Source organism: Phyllobacterium zundukense (assembly GCF_002764115.1).
In the GTDB taxonomy this organism is placed as follows: domain Bacteria; phylum Pseudomonadota; class Alphaproteobacteria; order Rhizobiales; family Rhizobiaceae; genus Phyllobacterium; species Phyllobacterium zundukense.
Genome location: NZ_CP017943.1, coordinates 289,108 through 304,393 on the forward strand (window position 1 = coordinate 289,108; position 15,286 = coordinate 304,393).

Below are 15,286 nucleotides of genomic sequence, written 5' to 3' on the forward strand. Positions count from 1 at the left end.
CCGGTATCGAAGCCAAGTCCTTTTCGGTCCAGATTGCCGTCGCCCGATCAGGCCGGGCGGATGGCTGCGCTGAAGCCTTGGTTTCAAGTCTTCACTCATGCGGGCTGCCATGCCTGACGCGCTCATCGCTCAGATCTGCACAGGGAGCGGACCCATGACCAGCGGTCCCTTCGAAAAAGAGCTGCTGGTGCAACGCGATCCGCTGCGTACAAGCAGCCGCACCAACCGGGCGTTGCCAATCCCGCTCTCTTGTCTGGCATCCCGCCCGTTTGATCCGGGCCCGGCCGCGGTCATGTCGAACGACCTCAGCCTTAACGCCGCCATCGGCATAACAGCCTCGCGCAAAACCACGCACTCGATCTTGCCCGGACCCTGATGGTCCCGGTCACCCTCTTTGAGGTCGAAGGACAGATCGGAGTTTATCTGAACAGTCAACCTGTCTCACAGGCCTTTTCGTCCCGCGATCGGGATGACGTCGTAGCCGTAACGTCGTTGTTCCATGAGCTCGCATAGCGCACGAACTTGATGATGCTGGGCAAGGATGTCATTGATGGCACTGTTCGGCTCGGGTGGCATCAGCCCGTTGATCCGCCGTGTTGTACCGTTCCCTGGACTCGGCAACCGCATGGCGGAAAGCCTCCAGCACCTTGGAAGCGCGGTTCGCGGTTGCCCGGCTCCCACCTGCCTCGAGGGCGAGATTGACTGTCATGAGCGTGGTGAGATTCGCGATCGTTCACTCGACAGCCAATCATTTCGTGCTTCCGGTCGGAATCTCGTCGTCAGCGCCATTATTCAGTGGAATACAGACTACCTTGCCAAATACCCCCGGAACCCGGCCATTGCGGGAAACCGCCGCGGTACTTCATCGAGCATGAGCCGTCGTTCGTACCTGTTCACGGTTCATCCAAGGTCCCGTACAATTTCGGGGTGTTCTTGTCATGGCCCCATTCAGCTCGTTCTGCCACGCACAATACAAAATGGACCGATTGGCGACAATCTGACGGCCTGCAACCCCTCACTCGTCCAATCCCGTCATGGGCAGTCTGTCCCACCGCTCCGAGGTCAGCAGTCATGCATCGTCCCACAAGCGCGCCTTGGTTGAGAATATTTTGTCCCGATAGCGGCGAAGTTCGGGCTTGGTTTTCCTTCTTTATCTCACGGCTCTTGTTAGTGTTCCTGCGCGGCAGCATGTGCGCTGTTTTGTTTCAAAGGATCCTCCCATGTCCAATCCGACCGTCGTCGGCCTTTCCGGCAACTTCCAGCGCCCATCAAAAACACGATCACTTGTCGCCAACGTGGTCAGCCGGATCAGTCATCGATATGGGCTTGCTTCCGAAGTTTTCGATCTGGTTGATTTCGGTGACAACCTTGGCGCGGCCCGCTACGCCAATGATCTTGACGCTCCCTCAACGCAAATTGTCGAGAAGATCCTGGCGGCTGACGTTCTCGTGGTTGGGACCCCGACATACAAGGGGAGCTACACCGGGCTTTTCAAGCACCTCATCGATTTAATCGATCCGCTGGCCTTGCAGGGCAAACCCATTCTCCTGACCGCCACGGGAGGCAGTGACCGCCATGCGTTGATTGTCGAACACCAGCTGCGACCGCTCTTTGGTTTCTTCATGGCACACACATTGCCGACGGGTGTTTTTGCTGTAGATCGCGACTTTCTGGACTACGAAATTGCAACTGCCCACATCGACGCACGGATCACCCAGGCCGTAAGTGAGGTCCGTCCGTTTGTGGCGGCCGAAAGGTCCGTTGTAAATAGCGCTGCGGAATAACGGGATCGGCCTCTCTTCGTGTCATATGTGTGTGAAGAAACTGGAGCATTATCTTGCGAAGCGGCGTGGAACCGGAATGTCACAGGAACGTTTTCAGCGCATGATCAAATCCTTCCCTCCAGTAACAATCGAAGCCGCCTGGTTGGGCAAGCCAACGAATATCTGTTCCGTCACGCAAGCAGCCGAGTTTCTGCTTATGAAATGGCCGATACATGACGGACCCAAATTAAAGATTGCCCGCCAGCTGTGCTTTGACGCCCTCGAAGGGAAAGCGAGCGCTGCGGATGCGCGTTCGGCATTTATTGGTGCAGCGAAAGAAGCCAACATCTTCCACGACTATCTGAGAAAGAGCGCTTAGTCAGCTCTTTCCCTGGTCTCGCCTGAGCCGGTTCATCGCAGCCGATTTCCCAGAGCGACCGTGGTTCGCAGAGTGCTGGAGAGCATTCGGATCACTGCGGTCATGGGCTAAGGCCAGTGCCGTGTCCGCCATGTCGGCAGAGATGTCACGATCCATTGGGCCGGATTTGGGCGCCTGCACCTTCGCGTGGTTCATACGTCGGTTCGCTCGGTCACACATTCATGCGCCAACGGAAATTGGACCGCATCCAAGTTTAGCCCCAGCCATACAATTAGATCGTCGCTGCCAAATATACGCATCAGCCGTTTCACGTCGGGCGTTCATTTTGGAATGCCTTTCTTTTACGGAGGCCGCCAAATCCTTAATCTCCAGTAAAGTGGTATAGATAAGGCAATGTGGTATGCAGCGCTTAAAAATTTTGGGTTTGTCAGGCAATATCAGCCGGCCATCGCGCACGGCGTCCCTTGTCCGGGCAATTACCGCGGCGGTTGGAAAGCTATTCGATGTTGATGGCCGGGTTATTGAACTCGCCGATGCGGCGCCGGTCCTTTTCCGTGCTTTAAGAGCTGATCAACTGGACAAGGCGGGGCGCGATATTATTGATGCCGTCGAAGCGGCAGATATCCTCGTCGTCGGTTCGCCTGTGTATAGAGCCTCCTATACGGGTGCTCTCAAGCATCTGTTCGATCTTGTGCACTTCCGCGCATTGACGGGAAAACACATCATCCTTGCTGCTACCGGCGGCACGCAGCTGCATGGATTAGTTACCGAACACCAGCTCCGTCCGCTCTTCGGCTTTTTCAATGCGCTGACAATTCCGACGGCGGTCTATGCGACTGAGGCCGAATTTACTGGACACGAGCTGACCAGTCCCGACGTCGCGAAACGCATCGATCGTTCGGTGACGGAACTCGCCCAGCTGTTTCGTCGTGCCGATGCCAATTCCGGCAACAGCCGCTCAAGTCCGCAGCGGGAAATTGTTTTGGCGCAAACCTGATTTCATCTTGAAGGGGAATTTACATGTCACAGATAAAAAGAGAGCCGGTTAAATTTGCCTATTGGGTCCCGAACGTATCGGGAGGTCTGGTCATATCCAATATCGAACAGCGCACGAGCTGGGATATTGATTACAATCGCAAACTGGCCCAGATCGCCGAAGCAAACGGTTTTGACTATGCGCTGAGCCAGATCAGGTTCACAGCCGGTTATGGTGCTGACAATCAGCATGAATCCGTGTCTTTCAGCCACGCGCTGCTGGCAGCGACGACGAAATTGAAAGTGATTGCTGCCCTCTTGCCGGGACCCTGGAATCCGGCGCTGGCTGCGAAGCAGATTGCCACCATCAACCATCTCACCAACGGACGTGTTGCAGTCAATATTGTCAGCGGCTGGTTCCGGGGTGAATTTGCAGCAATTGGCGAGCATTGGCTTGATCACGACGAGCGCTATCGACGCTCGGAGGAGTTCATCCGGACTCTGCGTGGTATCTGGACAGAGGACAGCTTCACGTTCAAGGGCGATTTCTACCGGTTTAACGAATACTCGATGAAGCCGAAGCCGATTGATCCACTACCGGAAATTTTCCAGGGCGGCTCCTCGCGCGCCGCACGCGACATGGCCGCGCGTGTTTCCGATTGGTATTTTACGAACGGCAATACGCCAGCGGAAATCAGGAAGCAGGTGGATGACATCCGAGCCAAGGCTGCCGCTAACGGCCATTCGGTGAAAATTGGGGTGAATGCCTTTGCGATTGCTCGCGACACGGAAGTGGAAGCCCGCACTGTGTTGGACGAGATCATTGCCAAGGCGAACCCGGAGGCGGTGCAGGGCTTTGCCGATCAGGTGAAGAATGCCGGTAAGGCCTCGCCGGAAGGCGAGGGGAACTGGGCCAAGTCGTCTTTCGAGGATCTGGTACAATACAATGACGGCTTCCGCAGCAATCTCATCGGCACGCCAGAGCAGATTGCGGAGCGCGTGATCGATCTCAAGAATGCTGGTGCAGATCTTATCCTGCTCGGCTTCCTGCATTTCCAGGAAGAGGTCGAGTTTTTTGGCAAGCATGTGATCCCGTTGATCCGGAAACTGGAAAAGGCGGAAACGGTTACGGCCGTGGCAGCCGAATAATCCACAACGACCAAGACCGGCAGACCTGTTCTGTCAGCCAAACCAAGCGCTGTATCGTAGCCCGTATCGTATCGGGTCTGCGAAGGGGATTTTGTGTTCTGTCGTATCGATTTGATCGAACGGGAAATGGGCCTGGAGAGACGCAGAAAATGCATTCGATAAACTACCTTCACGAAGGTCCCGCCACCGTTGCCTTTCGGGAGCCGGTGGCCACCCCGGAAATCGAGCTGATGAGGCAGGTCGAGTGGCCACCCCAACAGCCGGATACTATTCTCGGTCTCGAGGGGATCAGCCTCTCCTTTGGGGGAGTCGTTGCACTCCATAATATTGACCTCACTGTGCGATCGGGCGAAATACGCGCGATTATTGGTCCCAATGGTGCTGGCAAAAGCTCCTTGATCAATATCATCAGTGGCGTTTACAGGCCCGGACGCGGCCAGGTTCGGATCGGGGCCAATCGCTTCGCCCGGGTGCCGACCCAAAAACTTGCTCACCTTGGAATTGCGCGGTCGTTCCAGAATCTTGCGCTGTTCAAGGGATTGAGCGTCGTCGACAACGTCATCTCCGGTCGAGCATATAAGGTCCGTTCGACCTTTCTCGCGCAGGTACTGGGACTTGGTCTCTCGCGCCGCGAAGAGGTAGATGCCCGCGAACGTGCGGCCCAAATACTGGATTTCCTCGATCTTACCCACGTCAGCGATCGTCTGGCAGGTAGTTTACCCTATGGATTGCAAAAGCGCGTCGAACTCGCACGCGCGATGGTCGCGGAACCGGCGATCCTGCTGCTTGATGAGCCGATGGCTGGAATGACCGCTCCAGAGAAAGCCGAGATGAGCGAATTCGTTCGTGCCGCCAACCGGGAATATGGCACGACAATTATCCTCGTTGAACATGATATCGGCGTGGTCATGGGCCTTTCCGACCATATTGCCGTTCTCGACTATGGTCGCAAAATTGCCGATGGCACGCCCGAAGAAATCCGCGCCGATCAGGGCGTGATTGATGCCTATCTCGGCGTTACTCCGGAAAATATCGATGGTGAGGGGATTTGATGGTTGAGTTCGATTGGCTCTTCTTCTTCGAGGTTTTGATTGGCGGCCTGCTATCAGGCGTCATGTATTCACTCGTCGCGATCGGTTTTGTGCTGATCTACAAGACTTCGGGCGTGTTGAATTTTGCTCAAGGGGCGATGCTGCTTTTTGCGGCACTCACCTTCGTCAGCCTGGTGGAGAGAGCTGTCCCATTTGCGTTGGCGCTGGCAATCACATTTGCATTGATGGTCGCCATCGGGATTGCAATCGAGCGCGTTGTTCTCCGGCCTCTAACCAACAGATCGCCGATGACGCTCTTTATGGCCACTCTTGGGCTCTCCTATATCATCGAGGGTGCGGCGCAGCTGATATGGGGAACCCAGGTTCACGGCCTCGATCTCGGCATTGAAGACATTCCCTTCGACTTAGGCGGCATTTTCATCAGCCAGTTTGATCTCTTTGCTGCCGCTGTCGCAGCGAGCATGGTGGCGCTGTTATCGGTTTTCTTCCGGTATACTCGTGTCGGGCTCGCCTTTCGCGCAGTCGCGGATGATCAGTTCGCTGCTCTCGCAGTCGGTTTGCGCTTGCCATGGATTTGGGCAACCGTCTGGGCCGCCGCGGGGATCGTCGCGCTGGTTGCCGGTTTGCTGTGGGGCGCAAGGCTGGGCGTGCAATTTTCGCTGTCGCTCGTCGTGCTGAAGGCCCTGCCGGTTTTGGTCCTGGGTGGTTTCGATTCCATTCCGGGAGCGATTGTTGGCGGGCTATTGATTGGTGCCGCGGAGAAGCTCGCCGAGGTCTATATCGGTGAATATGTTGGCGGTGGCATTGAAAGCTGGTTTGCCTATGTCGTCGCGCTCGCGTTCCTGCTGGTATGCCCCTCCGGACTTTTCGGACAAAAGCTGGTGGAAAGGGTGTAGGCAATGACCGCTATCGCTTCCGATTTTTCCTCATCCCATCGGATTCCGGGATGGCTGCCTCCGGTCCTGCTGCTTGGCGTGGCCTATCTCGTTATTCCGTTCATCGGTACGAGCTATCTGTTCGAAGCCATCCTGCTGCCCTTCCTGGCGTTGAGCCTGGCTGGAGTGGGGCTCAACATTCTGACCGGCTATGCCGGGCAGGTGTCGCTCGGCAGCGCGGCATTCCTGGCGGTGGGTGCCTTCGCCGCGTATAATTTCAACCTTCGCGTCGAGGGGTTGCCGCTCATCGGCAGTATCATTCTGGCGGGGCTTGCTGCTGCAGCGATCGGCATTGTTTTTGGCCTGCCGAGCCTGCGTCTCAAAGGCTTCTATCTCGCGGTATCGACCCTTGCCGCGCAATTCTTCGTGCAATGGGCGCTGACGAAATTCAGCTGGTTTTCCAACGATTCCGCCTCGGGTGTGATCGATGCGCCGGCACTGTCGATCGCCGGCATTGCATTCAACGGAGCCGCCGGGCGCTACCTGTTCTCGTTGACGGTCGTAGTCCTGCTGACCTTTCTTGCTTATCGGCTGGTGTCCTCCCAATCAGGCCGCAATTTTATTGCCGTGCGCGACAATGAAGCGGCGGCTCGGATCATCGGCGTTCCCGTCCTGAAGACGAAACTCCTGGCCTTTGCCATATCGTCTTTCATTATCGGCGTTGCGGGGGTGCTCTGGGCTTTCGCTTACTTGAGAACAGTGGAGCCTGCCGGGTTCAATCTCGACCGGTCCTTCCAGATCCTGTTCATCATTATCATTGGCGGGCTCGCATCCATTCGCGGCGCGTTTTTCGGCGCTGCCCTCCTGGTGGTCCTGCCATTGGCTCTTTCCAGGCTCGGTTCGTTTTTGCTCGGAGACGTTTTCAATTCGGGCGTGCTCGACATGAGCCAGCGCATCGTTCTGGGTGCCTTGATCATTCTGTTTCTTATTCTGGAGCCCGACGGTCTGGTGTCGCTCTGGGACAGAATTCGAAAACGATCTGCCGCCGTCTTCGGACGGGTGTGATCCATGCCGGAGCCTGACCGCTCTCCCGCAATAAAACTACCTAGTAATCAACATCCGACCGGCAAATTTCTCCGGTCAACGAGAGGAGTGTATCCAGAAATGACGATTTTTAACAAACTCAAAGTCGCTGCGATTGCAGCAGGGCTGAGCCTTTCCATCGCGCTGCCGGCAGCCTATGCGGACCAGCAGTATTTTCCGCTGCAAAGCTACCGTGTCGGGCCCTATGCGGCCGGCGGCACCGGCTTCTTTGGTGGGTTCATTGACTACCTCAACCTCATCAACACCCGCGACGGCGGCGTGAATGGCGTCAAGCTCACCTGGTCGGAAGGCGAAACGCAGTACGAAGTGGAACGCGGCGTTGAAGTCTATGAGCGTCTCAAAAACAATCCCGGCGTCGCTGCCTGGAACCCACTTTCCGTCGGCATTGCCTACGCGATGATCGACCGCATTACAAAGGACAAGGTACCCTTGATCACCATCAATCACGGCCGTACCGATTCAACCGATGGGCGTGTTTTCCCCTATGTTTTTCCACTGTTGCTCAACCCCTATAGCGAGACGTCAGGCATCGTCAACTATATCGCCTCCAAGGAAGGCGGCCTGGAAAACCTCAAGGGCAAGAAGATTGTCGTGCTCTATCACGGCTCACCCTATGGCAAGGAAACCATTCCGATTTACGAACTTCTGGCGAAGAAATATGGCTTCGAACTGCAGCAGATCGAAGTGCCGCATCCCGGGAATGAACAGCAGGCGCAATGGCTGACGATCCGCCGCGCGAAACCCGACTACGTGGTGCTGCGCGGATGGGGAGTGATGAACCCCGTTGCATTGAAAAGCGCAGCCAAGGTTGGCTTCCCGGTTGATCATATTGTTGGCAATGTCTGGTCAAACTCCGAAGAAGATGCCATTCCGGCGGGCGATGCCGCTAAAGGCTATACGGCTATCACCACACAGGCATCCGGCGCCGAATATCCGGTTGTCAAAGAGATCGTCAAGACACTCTATGACAATGGCAAGGGCAACCTTGAGGACAAGAGCCGCATCGGCTCGGTCTACCACAACCTTGGCATTGTCAACGGGATCTTGAATGTCGAGGCTATCCGCATCGCTCAGGAAAAATTCGGCAAGCGGACGCTGACAGGCGACGAGGTGCGTTGGGGTTTCGAGCATCTGCAACTCGATCCGGCACGCGTTGAGGCACTGGGTGCCAAAGGCCTGTTCCATTCGATCAATGTCACCTGGGACAATCATGAGGGCAATGGCTACGTCACCTTCCAGCAGTGGGACGGCAAGAAATGGAATGTCGTCTCGGATTGGATAGCTCCAGACTGGGCCCTCCTTCGCCCGATCATCGAGAAGTCTGCCGAAGCCTACGCGGCAGAAAAAGGTATCAAATTACGCACCTCCGAACAGGCTGAAGCTGCAACCAACTGAAGCCAAGTCGAACCGGGCAGCGTCGCTGCCTGGTTCGACTGCCGTTGCTTCAGCCCAACCTCAGGAGATGATCGTATGGCCGACAAAGACTTTCTGCTTGCTATCGATGGTGTCAGAGCCACCTACAAACACGCCATCACGGCATTGCATGGGGTGAGCCTGACCGTCGGGCATGGCGAAATCGTTGCACTCCTTGGAGCAAACGGTGCGGGGAAGACAACAACGCTCAAGGGGATCTCGAACCTGCTTCCGGCGGAGCGGGGGCAGATCACAGCCGGCTCCATCAAGTTCGATGGGAGTGACGTGTCTGCCATCAGCCCGGCAGATCTCGTCCGGTCCGGCCTCGTGCAGGTGCTGGAAGGCCGTCATTGTTTCCGCAGCCTGACGGTCGAGGAAAATCTCATTACCGGCGGGATTGGCCGGAGCGCCAAGCGGGCAGAAATTGCCGATGATCTGGAAAATATCTATGCGTATTTCCCGCGCCTTAAAGAAAAGCGCCGGACACTGTCTGGCCTCACATCAGGTGGCGAGCAACAGATGACGGCAATTGGCAGGGCGCTGATGTCGCGTCCACGGCTGCTGGTGCTCGATGAGCCGTCGATGGGCCTTGCACCGCTGATCGTGCAGGACATTTTCAAGACGCTCCGCCGGCTCAACCGGGAAACCGGCCTTGCCATCCTCGTGGCTGAACAGAATTCCACAGTCGCACTCAAATATGCCGATCGGGCAACAATCCTCGAAAACGGTGTTGCCGTCTTAAGCGGCGCGGCAGACGAGCTTCGCGATAACGAGGACATCAAGAACTTCTATCTTGGCCAGAAGACCGTGTCGTTCGCGGCTCCTGCACCCGTTCGCCCTGCGCCTGCAGTTGCCATTTGAATCCATATCGAAAAGGAGAAGTCCATGACCATTTCCCAAGTCAACATCGACAATGCTGCTAGAGCGGTCCCGCCGGTTCCAAGGCTTGCTGAGCCCGCTCATGTTGTCGGCAGCGATGCCGAGGCAATAGCTGTCGCGCGGACATTGGCAGAGACATTCATAAAAGAGTCCGCACAGCGTGATCGCGAACGAATTTGGCCTGTTGCCGAACTTGATGCGTTCTCGCAGAGCGGGCTCTGGTCAATCAACGTTCCGAAAGAATTCGGTGGCCCGGAGGTTTCTTACGCGACACTTGCAAAGGTGATCGAAATCATTTCCGCTGCGGATTCCTCCATTGGTCAGATCGCTCAGAACCATCTTGGCGTTGTGGCAGCGATCCGTACCGTTTCGGATCCGGATCAGCAGAAGCTACTGTTTGCCGAAGTCCTGAAAGGTACGCGTTTCGGCAATGCCTTTTCTGAATTCGGGTCAAAGCGCGCGGCCGATTTTGAGACACGGTTCACCGATAAAGGCGACCATGTCATCGTCAACGGCCAGAAATTTTACTCTTCCGGTGCGCTTCTGGCGCACCTGGTTCCGATCGTCGCCCTCGATGACGAAGGCCGAGCCTGGTATGCGATAGCCGAACGCGATGCGCCAGGTCTGACTGTCATTGATGATTGGTCAAGCTTCGGTCAACGCACCACACTGTCCGGAACAGTGATCCTGGACAATGTCAAAGTACCGAAATCACATTTGGTGCCCGGCTACAAGGGCTACGACAAACCAACCGCCGATGGTGCCATTTTCCAGATTATTCAGGTGGCTGTCGATACGGGCATCGCCCAGGCGGCGATCGATGAAACGGTGAGCTTCGTGCGGACGAAAAGCCGTGCCTGGGTTGACAGCGGTGTGGATCATGCCTGGGAAGATCCCTATACGCTCCAGGCGGTGGGTGATCTCACTCTGCGTCTGCATGCAGCGCAGGCGATTCTCGAGAAGGCGGGCTATGCCATCGACCGCGCGGTGTTGAACCCGAATGCAGAAACGGTGGCCGAGGCCCAGATTGTCACGGCTGAGGCGAAGATACTGTCGACAGAAATCGCTATTGCCGCCACAAACAAGCTGTTCGAACTAGCGGGTACACGCTCAACCCTAGCCGAACACAATCTGGACAGGCATTGGCGCAATGCTCGGACCCATACCTTGCATGATCCGGTCCGCTGGAAATATGCGATCCTTGGAAATTATTTCCTTAACGGCGAAAAGCCTCCGCTTCACGCCTGGAGCTGAACGACGCCGTTCGACAGACTTTGCGGGAGCAAATTTTGAGGGCCGGAATGGCCCTCAATTCCTTTTCTGTGATGCTACCGATTTGTCCTGACGTGCTTCAAAGGCGCTTTCTTTTACACGTTCGGCAATGAATTCCGCGTACCGTGTGACTTCCGGGACGCCCATCAATTCACCGAAGGTACCACGCGCCAGCGGCCCGCCGATGAAGAGTTTGCGGGCGATCTCGCCCTTCTTGCCAATTGCTTGCCCGGTCTTCGCCGTATGAAGGCCAAGCCCGACAGGGTCAGAGGCGAGCAGGCCTTGATTGAACAGCGACCGAACCACCGGATTACTTTGGTCAATCGCGGCATGGGCAGGCCCAGTGGTGATGACAATGGCATCGAAGCCTCCGTTTTCAAGGCTCTGGGTATATCGGCGTCGATATGAGACTTTGAATCGCCTGCTCGCTTGGTGCGCTGAATGCAGTGAAGCTGCGACAATCTCAAGTGTGCCCTCACCCAAACGGCGATCAAGCACATCCTCCACTTGTGGAGCCACGCGAAAGCGGTGGACATCCCAAAGTGCCCTCAAATGCCGCACCAGCCGCCGTCGCTCGTCGGAAGGCAATGTGGCCCAGATCACCGGTGCCTGATCGCGCAGGGCATCAAGGACGGGGTGCCAGGCCAAGTCTTGGTTTTGCGCTCCTTTTAATACCTGACGCACTGTCTTCAATAAACTGGATGCGGTTTCGTCATTACCAAAACTGCCGAATGGCTCAGCGGCTTGTGTGGCGTGTCCACGAGAGCGATAACCGTGACGCGAGAGAGCGACGATGTCACCGCGATGCCCGTTTTTGTCGAGCGAGGCGATCGCGTCGGCGGCGGTAAGGCCTGTGCCAACGACAAGAACCGCATGATCCTGTTCGATTTCTTGAAGCGCATTCTCAGCATAGGGGTCGGCAATGAAGCGGGGCGAGCCAATCAAGGGTCGCAAGGCATTTGGGATGGAGGGGAGCGGGTGGGTGGTGGTGACGACAACAATGTCAGCGTCGACATTCTTTTCGTCGGTCAGGGCAATCGAGTATCGCTGGCCGACAGGTGTGATGTTCAATGCCGTTGAACGCTCGTGCCAAATACGGCCCGTCTCGAGGAAAGGCCCGACATGATTGTGAACATAGCGCCCGAATACCGAACGCTGCGGGAATTCATCTCCCCTGGTCGTCCGCGCCAGAACATCTCCGACACTGGTCACATCGTTTGCCAGCCATCGGGTGAAATGCTCTGGCTCAGCAGAGATCATCGTCATCTTGGCGGCGGGGACATTGATCCGGTGGGCCGGATCCTTGCTTGAATAGGCCAAACCACCGCCAAGCTGTTCCCTCGGTTCAATCACGACTATCTCGACATCGCTGCGCCGTGTCTGTGCCGCCAGATGATAGGCAATGGCGGTTCCGGAAAAACCGCCGCCGATGATCGCAACGACGACTGCTGTCACGATTGGCTTGCCCTCAAGCTTGCCGGGCGATGGTCCCCGGCGACAGTTTCGCCAAAGGGTCCCATATTGACTGACGTCGGGCTCAATCGAATTTCATGGTCGAGCGGCAGGTTCGGAAGCACCAGTTCACCGAAACGATAGGCCTCTTCAAGATGCGGGTACCCGGACAGGATAAAGGTGTCGATGCCAATCCGGCGGTATTCGTCCATGCGCTCTGCCACTGTTGCCGCATCACCAACCAGAGCAGTTCCGGCGCCGCCGCGCACAAGTCCGACACCGGCCCAAAGATTGGGGCTGACTTCGAGCTGGTCACGGCGCCCGCCATGCAGCTGGCTCATGCGAGACTGGCCGACCGAATCCATGCGGGCAAAGACTTTCTGCGCCGCGGCGATAGTATCGTCGTCAAGCTTGCTGATGAGCTTGTCCGCCGCGGCCCATGCCTCTTCATTGGTTTCGCGCACGATGACATGCAGGCGGATACCGAAACTGACCTTGCGTCCAGTTTTCTCGGCCAGAGCATTGACGCTGTTGATCTTTTCCGCCACCGCCGATGGCGGTTCCCCCCAGGTCAGGTACTTGTCGATCTGTTCGGCAGCAACAGCATTGGCCGCTTCGGATGAGCCGCCAAAATAGAGCGGCGGGTGCGGTGTCTGATGCGGCGGAAAGAGCAACCGCCCGTCCTCGATTTTAAAATGCTTTCCCGTAAATTCCACCGTTTCGCCGCGGAGCACAGCTTTGTAGATATCCAGGAATTCGCGCGTTACCTCATAGCGTTCGTCATGCGAGAGGAAGATGCCGTCACCCTTGTTTTCGACCGGATCGCCGCCGGTGACAACATTGATCAGTAATCGCCCCTCGGAAATGCGGTCGAGCGTTGCTGTCATGCGCGCCGCAAGCGTCGGGGATTGCAGGCCAGGACGGACGGCAACCAGGAAGCGCAACCGCTCGGTCAGTGGTGCCAGGGCGGAGGCGACAACCCAGCTGTCCTCACAGCTGCGGCCGGTCGGCAACAGCACACCATAGTAGCCGAGTGTATCGGCCGCCTGCGCCACCTGCTTGAGATAGGGAAGGTCAACGGCTCTGCCTCCCTCCGAGGTGCCGAGATATCGGCTGTCGCCGTGCGTGGGAAGAAACCAAAGAACCTTGATTTTGTCTGAAACAGAGATGGTCATTGTCAATCCTTTGGAGCTTCAGGAAGCAATCTTGTGCGAGGCGAGGGTGGAGTTGAGCGAGCCGAACGTGACCATCGAGATTGTCCTTGTAAATTAACCGCACATCCGATCGTGTCGGAAAACGAAAGAATAAATTGGCAGCCGGTGGCTAAGAAGAAATGATTTGCTAATCTCGTTGCTTGGGCGGAATTCAAATTTTCAAAATGGCGACCAATACTTGAGTCCCGAAAATCCTTGTTACAATTGATCCGGATCGGGAGGGTGCAAAATTCGATTCCGACCGGCAGAACCGGCCCAGTTACATAACTTTAGAAACTGGTTTGAAGGTCAGTCTATCTTCGCCGGGCGCTGACACGAGCCAGGTTGCCAAATCCCGCAATTCAAAACTCAGCGCGCAACCCACTCTTCTTAAAGCCGCAACGCCATAGGCGGGCAATGGCGGCAGGACTATATTACAGCTCGATGGCGATCTCCTCCGGAGACGGGTTAATGCATACACTCGCAAAGTTGCTTTCCCTTGTAACCATCCGGGATCCCCGTCACCTCGTGCACGAGAGCGAGCGTTTCAATCCAGGCGGCGATGCATGCCGGGACCGGCCGCGTGCCTTCCGCCCATGCCCGCACGAGATAGCGATCGCATTCGAGTATGTCGGCAAGGGTTTCCTGCGACCAGAAAAGGTAGGCGAGACATTCAGTAAAGCGGATATGATCCATGCGAGATCCCAAATTAAAGACTAAATCATATGATCGGCATGTATCATTTTTCAGACAGCCGGCTCCCATCTCTGACAGGCTGCCAAGACTTCGGTTTTCCGGGCAAATGAGCGATCCGTGCTTCAGGCTCAAGGGGTTCTATCAAGGATCTCCTGCTTGATGCCGAGCATCAGCCGCAGGATTCTGATTGTGCCTGCCGCCTCAAGCATGATCGCTTTCGTTTCGTCAGCGTAGCGGAAATCGATATCGTCGGCGAACCGGCTCAACCGAGCTGCGAGATCAGCATCGTTCGCAGTCTGACCCGAGATCGCAACCAGTGTCTGGTAACAACGGATCGCGGCAGATGCCTCGCGAAGAAGCGCTTGTTTTTCATGGGTTAAGAGAAAAAATGCATCGTTAGCGTAGCTGATCAGATCGCGGTTGATCCCGTCGCGTACTCGCATCATCACTCCACATCGGGTATTTCGCCAGATTGAAACAAAACTGTCGGCGGCCCGCAACCATCCATACCGGGTTCTGCCTCCCGGCTCCAGGCGATCACGCCGACGTAATTGCCAGCCAACTGCCGTGCGGTGCGAAGTGCCTGCTCTTCGCTGTCAAACTCTGCAGCGTCAAACGCCGGCACGAGCTCACCGTCATCCGACCTGAAGAATGCCATGACAACAATGAGCCGAGGGGGTTGGGTCATGAAGGGGATGGTTCCAGTGGGCGCAGACAGATTGCCAGAGCATTGTGTCAACTATTCCATCGGGTAAAGGGCGATCGACAAATCTTAATCACGGCAGGAAACGGACGCCTCCACCTCGATGGGGTTTGCTGCCCTGCGCACTGCAATTGCAGAAATCGATGTCAACAACGCATACCGGCCGGAATTGGCATGCTCCAGCTTCAAAGGCAGTCACCCTGGTCAATGTCTGGACTGCTGGTTCACGCACAATACGCCACGTCATCCAGGCAAAGAATGCGCCCGCCGCAATCTTGAAGGCGATAGCCAGCCACGCCGCTCCTGCTCCTTTGGTACCAAATCAAATAGGTCGTCGACCGCGATAGCGGCACCAAGGTCAATTGGATGATCTGTTCCTAA

Annotated in this window: 17 protein-coding genes and 1 pseudogene; 12 read left to right on the plus strand and 6 right to left on the minus strand. The window is 56.3% G+C overall.

Annotated elements, in window-relative coordinates:
- The first annotated feature begins 154 nt into the window (after window positions 1-154).
- Window positions 155-376 (plus strand): hypothetical protein, encoded by a 222-nt coding sequence (locus tag BLM14_RS27040; RefSeq protein ID WP_100003159.1) that lies wholly within the window; start codon window positions 155-157, stop codon window positions 374-376.
- A 65-nt stretch (window positions 377-441) separates the two neighbouring features.
- Here BLM14_RS27040 and BLM14_RS31480 read toward each other — a convergent pair whose 3' ends face one another.
- Entirely contained in the window at window positions 442-627 is a 186-nt protein-coding gene (locus BLM14_RS31480; RefSeq protein ID WP_162293248.1) for a hypothetical protein, read from the minus strand.
- A 79-nt stretch (window positions 628-706) separates the two neighbouring features.
- Between BLM14_RS31480 and BLM14_RS32205 the strand changes: the two are divergent.
- The 11 genes and pseudogenes from BLM14_RS32205 to BLM14_RS27100 form a co-directional block, all read left to right on the plus strand.
- Window positions 707-820, plus strand: a pseudogene (locus BLM14_RS32205) (Tn3 family transposase); the annotation flags it as partial.
- A gap of 400 nt (window positions 821-1,220) precedes the next feature.
- Window positions 1,221-1,784, plus strand: a complete 564-nt coding sequence (gene msuE / locus BLM14_RS27050) for an FMN reductase (RefSeq protein ID WP_100003417.1) — start codon at window positions 1,221-1,223, stop codon at window positions 1,782-1,784.
- A 76-nt stretch (window positions 1,785-1,860) separates the two neighbouring features.
- Window positions 1,861-2,142, plus strand: coding sequence for a DUF982 domain-containing protein (locus tag BLM14_RS27055; RefSeq protein ID WP_157929620.1), 282 nt, complete (start codon window positions 1,861-1,863; stop codon window positions 2,140-2,142).
- Between the two features lie 400 nt (window positions 2,143-2,542).
- Complete coding sequence (gene msuE / locus BLM14_RS27065; protein ID WP_100003162.1) at window positions 2,543-3,139, plus strand: FMN reductase; 597 nt, start codon at window positions 2,543-2,545, stop codon at window positions 3,137-3,139.
- Window positions 3,140-3,162: 23 nt separating this feature from the next.
- Complete coding sequence (gene sfnG / locus BLM14_RS27070; protein WP_100003163.1) at window positions 3,163-4,266, plus strand: dimethylsulfone monooxygenase SfnG; 1,104 nt, start codon at window positions 3,163-3,165, stop codon at window positions 4,264-4,266.
- Between the two features lie 230 nt (window positions 4,267-4,496).
- Complete coding sequence (locus tag BLM14_RS27075; RefSeq protein WP_237143718.1) at window positions 4,497-5,318, plus strand: ABC transporter ATP-binding protein; 822 nt, start codon at window positions 4,497-4,499, stop codon at window positions 5,316-5,318.
- Window positions 5,318-6,214: a branched-chain amino acid ABC transporter permease gene (locus BLM14_RS27080; protein ID WP_100003165.1), complete on the plus strand. Its 897-nt coding sequence runs from the start codon at window positions 5,318-5,320 to the stop codon at window positions 6,212-6,214. The genes BLM14_RS27075 and BLM14_RS27080 overlap by 1 nt, the downstream gene beginning before the upstream one ends.
- A gap of 3 nt (window positions 6,215-6,217) precedes the next feature.
- A complete protein-coding gene (locus tag BLM14_RS27085; RefSeq protein ID WP_100003166.1) occupies window positions 6,218-7,258 on the plus strand; it encodes a branched-chain amino acid ABC transporter permease in 1,041 nt (346 codons plus the stop codon).
- A 99-nt stretch (window positions 7,259-7,357) separates the two neighbouring features.
- On the plus strand, window positions 7,358-8,692 hold the full coding sequence (locus BLM14_RS27090; protein WP_100003167.1) for an ABC transporter substrate-binding protein: 1,335 nt from the start codon (window positions 7,358-7,360) through the stop codon (window positions 8,690-8,692).
- 75 nt (window positions 8,693-8,767) lie between these two features.
- Window positions 8,768-9,571: an ABC transporter ATP-binding protein gene (locus BLM14_RS27095; RefSeq protein ID WP_100003168.1), complete on the plus strand. Its 804-nt coding sequence runs from the start codon at window positions 8,768-8,770 to the stop codon at window positions 9,569-9,571.
- A gap of 24 nt (window positions 9,572-9,595) precedes the next feature.
- Complete coding sequence (locus BLM14_RS27100) at window positions 9,596-10,843, plus strand: SfnB family sulfur acquisition oxidoreductase (protein WP_100003169.1); 1,248 nt, start codon at window positions 9,596-9,598, stop codon at window positions 10,841-10,843.
- A 54-nt stretch (window positions 10,844-10,897) separates the two neighbouring features.
- Here the strand turns inward: BLM14_RS27100 and BLM14_RS27105 are convergent, their stop codons facing one another.
- The 5 genes from BLM14_RS27105 to BLM14_RS27125 form a co-directional block, all read right to left on the minus strand.
- Window positions 10,898-12,316, minus strand: coding sequence for an FAD/NAD(P)-binding protein (locus BLM14_RS27105; RefSeq protein ID WP_157929621.1), 1,419 nt, complete (start codon window positions 12,314-12,316; stop codon window positions 10,898-10,900).
- Window positions 12,313-13,488 carry an FMNH2-dependent alkanesulfonate monooxygenase gene (ssuD, locus tag BLM14_RS27110; protein WP_100003171.1) on the minus strand — a complete coding sequence of 392 codons (1,176 nt, stop codon included), beginning with the start codon at window positions 13,486-13,488 and terminating at the stop codon, window positions 12,313-12,315. The genes BLM14_RS27105 and ssuD overlap by 4 nt, the downstream gene beginning before the upstream one ends.
- 486 nt (window positions 13,489-13,974) lie before the next feature.
- Window positions 13,975-14,202 (minus strand): hypothetical protein, encoded by a 228-nt coding sequence (locus BLM14_RS27115; RefSeq protein ID WP_100003172.1) that lies wholly within the window; start codon window positions 14,200-14,202, stop codon window positions 13,975-13,977.
- A gap of 128 nt (window positions 14,203-14,330) precedes the next feature.
- Entirely contained in the window at window positions 14,331-14,648 is a 318-nt protein-coding gene (locus BLM14_RS27120) for a hypothetical protein (RefSeq protein ID WP_100003173.1), read from the minus strand.
- A complete protein-coding gene (locus tag BLM14_RS27125) occupies window positions 14,648-14,890 on the minus strand; it encodes a hypothetical protein (RefSeq protein ID WP_100003174.1) in 243 nt (80 codons plus the stop codon). The genes BLM14_RS27120 and BLM14_RS27125 overlap by 1 nt, the downstream gene beginning before the upstream one ends.
- Window positions 14,891-15,286 lie beyond the last annotated feature (396 nt).

What these genes read in the sequence shown, in the direction of transcription:
- BLM14_RS27040 (WP_100003159.1), top strand. Translation starts at nt 155, where the DNA reads ATGACCAGCGGTCCCTTCGAAAAAGAGCTGCTGGTGCAACGCGATCCG.
- BLM14_RS31480 (WP_162293248.1), bottom strand. Translation starts at nt 627, where the DNA reads ATGCGGTTGCCGAGTCCAGGGAACGGTACAACACGGCGGATCAACGGG.
- msuE (WP_100003417.1), top strand. Translation starts at nt 1,221, where the DNA reads ATGTCCAATCCGACCGTCGTCGGCCTTTCCGGCAACTTCCAGCGCCCA.
- BLM14_RS27055 (WP_157929620.1), top strand. Translation starts at nt 1,861, where the DNA reads ATGTCACAGGAACGTTTTCAGCGCATGATCAAATCCTTCCCTCCAGTA.
- msuE (WP_100003162.1), top strand. Translation starts at nt 2,543, where the DNA reads ATGCAGCGCTTAAAAATTTTGGGTTTGTCAGGCAATATCAGCCGGCCA.
- sfnG (WP_100003163.1), top strand. Translation starts at nt 3,163, where the DNA reads ATGTCACAGATAAAAAGAGAGCCGGTTAAATTTGCCTATTGGGTCCCG.
- BLM14_RS27075 (WP_237143718.1), top strand. Translation starts at nt 4,497, where the DNA reads ATGAGGCAGGTCGAGTGGCCACCCCAACAGCCGGATACTATTCTCGGT.
- BLM14_RS27080 (WP_100003165.1), top strand. Translation starts at nt 5,318, where the DNA reads ATGGTTGAGTTCGATTGGCTCTTCTTCTTCGAGGTTTTGATTGGCGGC.
- BLM14_RS27085 (WP_100003166.1), top strand. Translation starts at nt 6,218, where the DNA reads ATGACCGCTATCGCTTCCGATTTTTCCTCATCCCATCGGATTCCGGGA.
- BLM14_RS27090 (WP_100003167.1), top strand. Translation starts at nt 7,358, where the DNA reads ATGACGATTTTTAACAAACTCAAAGTCGCTGCGATTGCAGCAGGGCTG.
- BLM14_RS27095 (WP_100003168.1), top strand. Translation starts at nt 8,768, where the DNA reads ATGGCCGACAAAGACTTTCTGCTTGCTATCGATGGTGTCAGAGCCACC.
- BLM14_RS27100 (WP_100003169.1), top strand. Translation starts at nt 9,596, where the DNA reads ATGACCATTTCCCAAGTCAACATCGACAATGCTGCTAGAGCGGTCCCG.
- ssuD (WP_100003171.1), bottom strand. Translation starts at nt 13,488, where the DNA reads ATGACCATCTCTGTTTCAGACAAAATCAAGGTTCTTTGGTTTCTTCCC.
- BLM14_RS27115 (WP_100003172.1), bottom strand. Translation starts at nt 14,202, where the DNA reads ATGGATCATATCCGCTTTACTGAATGTCTCGCCTACCTTTTCTGGTCG.
- BLM14_RS27120 (WP_100003173.1), bottom strand. Translation starts at nt 14,648, where the DNA reads ATGATGCGAGTACGCGACGGGATCAACCGCGATCTGATCAGCTACGCT.
- BLM14_RS27125 (WP_100003174.1), bottom strand. Translation starts at nt 14,890, where the DNA reads ATGACCCAACCCCCTCGGCTCATTGTTGTCATGGCATTCTTCAGGTCG.